The sequence below is a fragment of the Pseudomonas sp. UBA6315 genome, from assembly GCF_002438125.1.
GTDB classification, from domain to species: Bacteria; Pseudomonadota; Gammaproteobacteria; order Pseudomonadales; family Pseudomonadaceae; genus Aquipseudomonas; species Aquipseudomonas faucium.
In genome coordinates, this window is the sequence record NZ_DJTF01000006.1 from 15,939 (window position 1) to 23,881 (window position 7,943).

7 protein-coding genes are annotated in these 7,943 nt (G+C 66.7%); 5 read left to right on the forward strand and 2 right to left on the reverse strand.

Annotated elements, in window-relative coordinates:
- Window positions 1-266, reverse strand: a 266-nt coding sequence (locus B3E94_RS00290) for a class II aldolase/adducin family protein (RefSeq protein WP_286911877.1), incomplete at its 3' end; no start/stop codon positions are given.
- A 17-nt stretch (window positions 267-283) separates the two neighbouring features.
- Window positions 284-1,327 (reverse strand): ABC transporter substrate-binding protein, encoded by a 1,044-nt coding sequence (locus B3E94_RS00295; protein WP_286911879.1) that lies wholly within the window; start codon window positions 1,325-1,327, stop codon window positions 284-286.
- Window positions 1,328-1,498: 171 nt separating this feature from the next.
- Between B3E94_RS00295 and B3E94_RS00300 the strand changes: the two genes are divergently transcribed.
- The 5 genes from B3E94_RS00300 to B3E94_RS00320 all read left to right on the forward strand — a co-directional run bounded on the left by B3E94_RS00300 (window position 1,499) and on the right by B3E94_RS00320 (window position 7,927).
- Window positions 1,499-3,451, forward strand: coding sequence for an FAD-dependent oxidoreductase (locus tag B3E94_RS00300; RefSeq protein WP_286911880.1), 1,953 nt, complete (start codon window positions 1,499-1,501; stop codon window positions 3,449-3,451).
- Between the two features lie 39 nt (window positions 3,452-3,490).
- Window positions 3,491-4,093: a cupin domain-containing protein gene (locus B3E94_RS00305; RefSeq protein ID WP_176515821.1), complete on the forward strand. Its 603-nt coding sequence runs from the start codon at window positions 3,491-3,493 to the stop codon at window positions 4,091-4,093.
- Between the two features lie 121 nt (window positions 4,094-4,214).
- Complete coding sequence (gene yghU, locus B3E94_RS00310) at window positions 4,215-5,054, forward strand: glutathione-dependent disulfide-bond oxidoreductase (RefSeq protein WP_286911881.1); 840 nt, start codon at window positions 4,215-4,217, stop codon at window positions 5,052-5,054.
- A 166-nt stretch (window positions 5,055-5,220) separates the two neighbouring features.
- Window positions 5,221-6,924 carry an amidase gene (locus B3E94_RS00315; RefSeq protein ID WP_236236491.1) on the forward strand — a complete coding sequence of 568 codons (1,704 nt, stop codon included), beginning with the start codon at window positions 5,221-5,223 and terminating at the stop codon, window positions 6,922-6,924.
- Between the two features lie 85 nt (window positions 6,925-7,009).
- On the forward strand, window positions 7,010-7,927 hold the full coding sequence (locus B3E94_RS00320; protein WP_286911883.1) for a pyridoxal-phosphate dependent enzyme: 918 nt from the start codon (window positions 7,010-7,012) through the stop codon (window positions 7,925-7,927).
- The last annotated feature ends 16 nt before the right edge of the window (window positions 7,928-7,943 follow it).

The following is a 7,943-nucleotide window of genomic DNA, read 5'->3' on the forward strand; positions in this document are numbered from 1 at the left end:
TGGATGGCGCTGTGGATGACGAAGCCGGCCGGGTTGACCGGGTGCGGGGTCGGCTCCACCGGCCTGCCCTGCAGGTCGATCTTGACCAGGCTGGAGGCCGTGATCTCGTCGAACAAAAGGCCGTAGGGGTTGATCAGGAAATGATGCTCCGGCCCCGGCAGGCGCACCGAGATGTGGGTGAAGATCAGGTCCGACATGCGAAAGTGAGCGATCAGCCGGTAACAGGCGGCCAATTGCTCGCGCAACGATTGTTCAGCAGTGCTCATGGTTGGTCATCCTTCACTCATTTACTGGCCCAGGCATTGAACCGCTGCTCCAGCTCCTCGCCATGGTCGACCCAGAAGTCGACGTTCATCGCCAGGGCGCCCTGCAGGTTCTGCGGCGAGGTCGGCACCCAGCTGGCCAGTGCCGGGTCAAGCTTGGCGGCCGCCTGGGTGTTGGTCGGGCCATAGGGAATCTGCTCGACATAGCGCACCTGGGTATCGGGCTGGTTGGCATAGCTGATCAGCCGCTTGGCCTGGTCGACATGTTTCGAGCCCTTGATGATGGCCCAGTAATCCATGCCATACAAACTGCCCGGCCACACCAGGGCCAGCGGGCTGCCCTGCTGCGCAGCGACGGCGATGCGGCCACTGTAGGTCGAGGTCATCACCACGTCGCCGGCGGCCAGCCATTGGGCCGGTTGCGCGCCGGCATCCCACCACTGGATGTAGGGCTTGAGCTCGCTGAGCTTGGCGAAGGCCCGATCCACCCCCGCCGGGGTCGACAGCACCTTGTACACGTCGTCGACCTTGACGCCGTCGGCCATCAGGGCGAATTCCAGGTTGTACACCGCGCGCTTGCGCAGGCCGCGTTTGCCCGGGTACTTCTTCACGTCCCAGAAGTCGGCCCAGGAGCCGGGCGCCGCAGCCAGCTTGTTGCGGTCGTAGGCGATCGCCACGCTCCACACCAGCGCCGCCGAGCCGCAGGCCTGGGCGGCATCGGGTATCAGTTCGGCGGCGTGCCCCAGCCGCTGCCAGTCGAGGTGCTCGTAGATGCCCTCGTCGCAGCCCCGGGCCAGGTCCGGCCCTTCGATCTGCACCACATCCCAGTCGACATTGCCGGTATCGGCCATCACCTGGATACGCGCCATCTCGCCGTTGTATTCGCTCTGGATCAACTGGCTGCCGTCCTGGGCGCTGAAAGGCTGGAAGATCGCCACATCCTGGGCTTTCTGACCGGCGCCGCCATAGCCGACCACGACCATTTGCGGCGCTGCTTGCGCGCTGCCAAGGCCGATGGCCAACAGCGCTGCACATAGACCGGTACTGCGAGGGAATGCCTGCATCGAATTGCCTCCTGCCGGTGCCCGAAGGGCCCGTTTTCTTGTTGTTGTGAGGACATGCCCACTGGCGTGGGTGAGAAAAACCTAGTCGGGCGCCAGTAAAAAAACAAGTTGATTTTTTACTGAAGCTACACTTTCATGATCAAAACAAGAACAACACCGGAGCAGCACTGCATGTCGACCGCCTTCGCTCACCTGTTCGAGCCCTTGCAGATCCGTGGCAAGCGCCTGAAGAACCGCATCATGTCCACCGGCCACGACACCTGCCTGCCCAGCGACAACCTGGTCAACGACAAGCTCATCGCCTACCAGAGCGCCCGCGCCGCAGGCGGTGTGGGGCTGATCGTGCTGCAGGTGGCCGGGGTGCACGACAGCGCCCGCTACACCTCCCATGTGCTGATGGCCACCGACGATGCCTGCATCGACGGTTACCGGCGCCTGGCCGAGGCGTGCCATGCCCATGGCACGGTGGTGCTGTCGCAGCTGTTTCACCCCGGGCGCGAGATCATGGAGTCGGCCGACGGCCTGCTGGCGGTCGCCTACTCGGCTTCGGCCGTGCCCAACGAACGGTTCCGGGTGATGCCACGGGCGCTGGACCAGGCGATGATCGACGAGATCGTCCAGGGCTATGCCGATGCCGCCCGCCGCCTCTACCAGGCCGGGCTGGATGGCGTCGAAGTGGTGGCCAGCCATGGCTACCTGCCGGCGCAGTTCCTCAACCCACGGGTCAACCTGCGCAGCGACGGCTACAACGGCGGCCTGGAACAGCGCCTGCGCTTTTTGCGCGAAGTGCTGCAGGCCGTGCGCGCGGCCACCGACGAAAACTTTATCGTCGGCCTGCGCATCAGTGCCGACGAGCGCGACAGCGAGGGCCTGAGCGAAGATGAATCGCTGGCCGCCGCCGAAGCGCTGCAAGGCCAGCTCGACTACCTGCACATCGTCGCCGGCACCTCGGCCTCGCTCGGCGGCGCCGTGCACATCGTGCCGCCGATGGCCATCGCGCCGGCGTATCTGGCCCGCGAGGCCGGTACCTTCAAGCAGCGCCTGGACATCCCGCTGTTCGTCACCGGGCGCATCAACCAGCCGCAGGAAGCGGAGCTGATCCTGGCCCGTGGCCAGGCCGATGTCTGCGGCATGACCCGCGCACTGATCTGCGACCCGGACATGCCGGGCAAGACCGAGCAAGGCAAGGTGGAGGACGTGCGCGCCTGCATCGCCTGCAACCAGGCCTGCATCGGCCACTTCCACCGGGGCCTGCCGATCTCCTGTATCCAGCATCCGGAAACGGGGCGCGAGCTGCAGTACGGCACCCTCAAGCCCACCACCGCGCCCAAGCGCATCATGGTGGCAGGCGGCGGCCCTGCCGGCATGAAGGCGGCTGCCGTGGCGGCCGCGCGTGGGCACGACGTCACGTTGTATGAAGCCAACGCGCAGCTCGGCGGCCAGGTGCTGCTGGCGCAACTGCTGCCCCGGCGCGCCGAGTTCGGCGGCGCCAGCACCAACCTGCAGCGCGAAATGCAATTGGCGGGTGTACGCGTGGTACGTAATACGCGGGTCGATCGCGCCCTGGTGGAACGCGAGCGCCCGGACCTGGTAATCGCCGCCACCGGTGCTACGCCCTACTGGCCGGCCTTCGAACGCAGCGGCGAACTGCAGGTGGTGGATGCCTGGCAAGTGCTGCGCAATGAAGTGACCCTGGGCCGTTCGGTCATGGTGCTGGACTGGCGCTGCGACTGGGTCGGCCCCGGCATCGCCGAACGCCTGGTGCGCGAGGGCCACCAGGTGCAGTTGGCGGTCAATGGCACCCATTGCGGGGAAAATCTACCGCTGTACGTGCGCGACCAGCTGGCCGGCGAGCTGCATCGCCTGGGCATCCCGATCACCCCGTATGCACGCTTGTACGGCTGCGACGACAACACCGTGTACCTGCAGCACACCGCCAGCGGCGAACCGATGATCTTCGAGGGCATCGACACCCTGGTGCTGTGCCTGGGTCACCAGCCGCAAGACACCCTGGCCGAGGAACTGGCCGGGCTGGTCGAGGTGCGGCGCATCGGCGACTGCCTGGCGCCGCGTACCGCCGAGGAGGCGATCCATGATGGCCTGACAGTTGCCTGGGCCGTCTGAGGCTGGCCATACTGCCGCTTTCCCGATGGACCGACCCGCATGAGCCAGCAGCCCCAGACCCCGCCCGCCGCCGAAGACGGCGGCGCCGCGCCGCAGTTTCTTGGCACCCGCATTCGCGGCCTGCGCAAGCGCCGGGGCATGACCCTGGCGGAGCTGGCGGCGCAGAGCGAACTGACCGCAGGCTACATCAGCCAGCTCGAACGCAACCTGTCGTACCCGTCGATCCCGGCGCTGTTCAACATTGCCCGCAGCCTGGGCGTGACCATCCAGTGGTTCTTCGCCAGCGAAGCCACCACCGCCCCCGAAGACCAGGGTTACGTGGTGCGACGCAACAGTCGGCTGAGCGTGCATTACGAAGACGGCATCGTCGACCAGTTGCTCACCCCCCAGCCCAACCGCCAGCTGGAGATGCTGCATTCACGCTTTCCGCCCGGCACCTACAGCCAGCAGAGCTACAGCCACGAAGGCGAAGAAGCCGGCTACCTGCTCTCGGGCAGTTTCGAGCTGTGGGTGGGCGAGCGCTACTTCCAGCTCAGCGAAGGCGACAGCTTCAGCTTCTCAAGCCAGGAGCCGCACCGCTATGGCAACCCCGGCGAGGTGGACGCCGTGGTGGTCTGGGTGATCACCCCGCCAACGTTCTGATGGCGTTGGCGGCGCATCCGCGCCATGCGCGCAATGCATTTGCGCTGGGCGACGAACCCATGGCATAGATGCAGGTCAACGTCTGTATGTGTCTGCATCACGCCATTCAAGGAGTTCGTGCATGAGCAAGCCCCCCTATGTCCCGCCCAAGGTCTGGCGCAACGACGCGGCGTCCGGCGGCCAGTTCGCCAGCATCAACCGCCCGATCGCAGGCCCCACCCACGACAAGGACTTGCCGGTGGGCAAGCACCCCTTGCAGCTGTATTCACTGGCCACGCCCAACGGCGTGAAGGTCACCATCCTGCTCGAAGAGCTGCTCGCCCTTGGCCACGCCGGCGCCGAGTACGATGCCTGGCTGATCCGCATCGGTGAGGGCGACCAGTTCTCCAGCGGTTTCGTCCAGGTCAACCCCAACTCGAAGATCCCCGCCCTGCTCGACCGCAGCGTCGAACCGCCGGTGCGGGTGTTCGAGTCAGGCTCGATCCTGCTGTACCTGGCCGAGAAGTTCGCTGCATTCCTGCCCAAGAGCCCTGCCGCACGCACCGAAAGCCTGAACTGGCTGTTCTGGCAAATGGGCGCGGCGCCGTACCTGGGCGGCGGCTTCGGCCACTTCTATGTGTATGCGCCGGAGAAGTTCGAGTACGCCATCAACCGCTTCACCATGGAAGCCAAGCGCCAGCTGGATGTGCTCGAACGCCGCCTGGCCGAAAGCCGCTACCTCGGTGGCGACGAATACAGCATTGCCGACATTGCCGTGTGGCCCTGGTATGGCCAGCTGGTGCGCGGCAACCTGTATGGCGCGGCGGAGTTCCTGGCGGTGCACGAGTACCCGCAGGTGCAGCGCTGGGCCGAAGAGATTGCCCAGCGACCGGCCGTACAGCGCGGCACGCGGGTCAACCGCACCTGGGGCGATGAAGACACCCAGGTGCCCGAGCGGCATGGCGCAGCGGACCTGGACTGAGCGTACCGGGGCCGCGTCGCGGCCCTTTCGCCGGGCAAGCCCGCCGCCACCGGGGCGACAATGCCCCCTTGCAAAAAACCATTTCTGCCGCGCAAACCTCCCTCCCCTGGCACCTTCTTGTACACTCCTCGCAAAAGCCCCCACCTGCACAATTTTTGGTGAAAGCATGATCGAGGTAACCGAGGTTTCCATTGCCGAGCTGCGCGATGCGCTCGAAGCAGGCCGCACGACGGCGGTCGAGCTGGTCAAGGCCTACCAGGCGCGTATCGACGCCTACGATGGAGCCGATACCGCCACCGCCCTGAACGCCGTGGTAGTGCGCAATCCAGAAGCGTTGAAAGAAGCCGAGGCTTCCGACGCCCGCCGCGCCAAGGGCCAGCTGCTGAGCCCACTGGATGGCATCCCCTACACCGCCAAGGACAGCTACCTGGTCAAGGGCCTGACAGCCGCCTCCGGCAGCCCGGCCTTCAAGGACCTGGTGGCCCAGCGCGACGCCTTCACCATCGAGCGCCTGCGCGCCGCCGGTGCCGTGTGCCTGGGCAAGACCAACATGCCGCCGATGGCCAACGGCGGCATGCAGCGCGGCGTGTATGGCCGCGCCGAAAGCCCGTACAACGCCAACTACCTGACCGCGCCGTTCGCCTCTGGCTCCTCCAACGGCGCCGGCACCGCGACCGCCGCCAGCTTCAGCGCCTTCGGCCTGGCCGAGGAAACCTGGTCCAGCGGCCGTGGCCCCGCCTCGAACAACGGCCTGTGCGCCTACACCCCTTCGCGCGGGGTGATCTCGGTGCGCGGCAACTGGCCGCTGACGCCGACCATGGACGTGGTGGTGCCGTATGCCCGGACCATGGCCGACCTGCTGGAAATCCTCGACGTGGTGGTGGCCGACGACGCCGACCCGCGTGGCGACCTGTGGCGCCTGCAGCCGTGGGTGCCGATCCCGGCCGCCTCGAAGGTGCGCCCGGCGTCCTACCTGGACCTGGCGGTCGATGCCAGCTCGCTCAAGGGCAAGCGTTTCGGCGTGCCGCGCATGTACATCAATGCCGACCCTGAGGCCGGCACTTCGGAAAAACCTGGCATCGGCGGCCCGACCGGCCAGCGCATCAACACCCGCGCCACCGTCATCGACCTGTGGCAGCAGGCCCGCCAGGCCCTGGAAGCGGCCGGTGCCGAAGTCATCGAAGTGGACTTCCCGCTGGTGTCCAACTGCGAAGGCGACCGCCCGGGCGCACCCACCGTGTACAACCGCGGTATCGTCAGCAAGGAATTCCTTCACGACGAGCTGTGGGAGCTGTCGGGCTGGGCGTTCGACGACTTCCTGCGCGCCAACGACGACCCCAAGCTCAACCGCCTGGCCGACGTCGATGGCCCGCAGATCTTCCCCCACGACCCGGGCACCCTGCCCAACCGTGAGGACGACCTGGCTGCCGGCATGGACGAATACGTCAACATGGCCAAGCGCGGCCTGAAGACCTGGGACCAGATCGAAACCCTGCCCGACGGCCTGCGCGGCCTGGAGAAGACCCGCAAGCTCGACCTGGAAGACTGGATGGACGACCTGGGCCTGGACGCGGTGCTGTTCCCGACCGTGGCCGACGTGGGCCCGGCTGATGCCGACGTCAACCCGGCCTCTGCGGACATCGCCTGGAGCAACGGGATCTGGGTGGCCAACGGCAACCTCGCCATCCGCCACCTGGGCGTGCCGACCGTGACCGTGCCGATGGGCGTGATGGCCGACATCGGCATGCCGGTGGGCCTGACCTTCGCCGGCCGCGCCTACAGCGACAACAACCTGCTGAGCTTCGCTGCCGCGTTCGAGTCGACCGGCTCGCGCCGCATGATCCCGCCGCGTACCCCTGCGCTGGGTTGACCGCCTTGGCCCCAACGCCGGCTTGCCGGCGCTGGGGCCAACTGGTATGACATCCTTCTTTTGTTTGAGTAATCAGAAGGCTGCCATGTCCCTGCACATCCACACCCCCCTGATCGAATCCCGCCCTCTTTCGCTGGCCGCTGGCCGTGCGGTCTGGCTCAAGCTCGATGCCCTGCAGCCCTGCGGCTCGTTCAAGCTGCGTGGCGTGGGCCATGCCTGCGAAGTCCACCATGCCCGTGGCGCGCGCCATTTCGTTTCCTCCTCCGGCGGCAATGCCGGCCTGGCGGTGGCCTATGCCGGTCGCAAACTGGGCGTGCCGGTAACGGTAGTGGTGCCTGAAACCACCACCGAGCGGGCCAAGGAGCTACTGCATCAGGAAGACGCCAAGGTGGTGGTGCATGGCAGCTCCTGGCAGGAGGCCAACGCGCTGGCGCAAACCCTGGTCGGGCCGAACGATGCCTTCATTCACCCCTTCGATGACCCGCTGCTGTGGGCCGGCCATGCCAGCCTGGTGGACGAGCTGGCGGCGGCGGGCTACAAGCCTGACGCGGTGCTGCTGTCGGTGGGTGGCGGCGGGCTGCTCAGCGGCGTGGTCGAAGGCCTCAAGCGCAATGGCTGGCATGATGTGCCGGTGCTGGCGGTAGAGACCGAAGGCGCCGCTTCGCTGCACGCGGCGGTGCAGGCGGGCTATTCGGTGGAGCTGGAGCGCATCGCTTCGGTGGCCACCTCGCTGGGTGCCAAGCGGGTGGCAGACCAGGCCTTGGTGTGCGTGCGCGAGCACCCGGTGCACAGTGTGCTGGTGAGCGATCGTGCGGCGCTGCAAGCGTGCGAGCGGTTCCTGAACGATCATCGCGTGCTGGTGGAGCCTGCCTGCGGGGCGGCGTTGGCGGTGGCTTATGAAGCGAAGGCATTGAGCGGCTACCAGAACGTGCTGGTGGTGGTGTGTGGCGGGGCCACGGCGACACTGGGGCAGATTCAGGATTGGTTGAAGCAGGTCGATTGACGTTGATCTTGCCGGC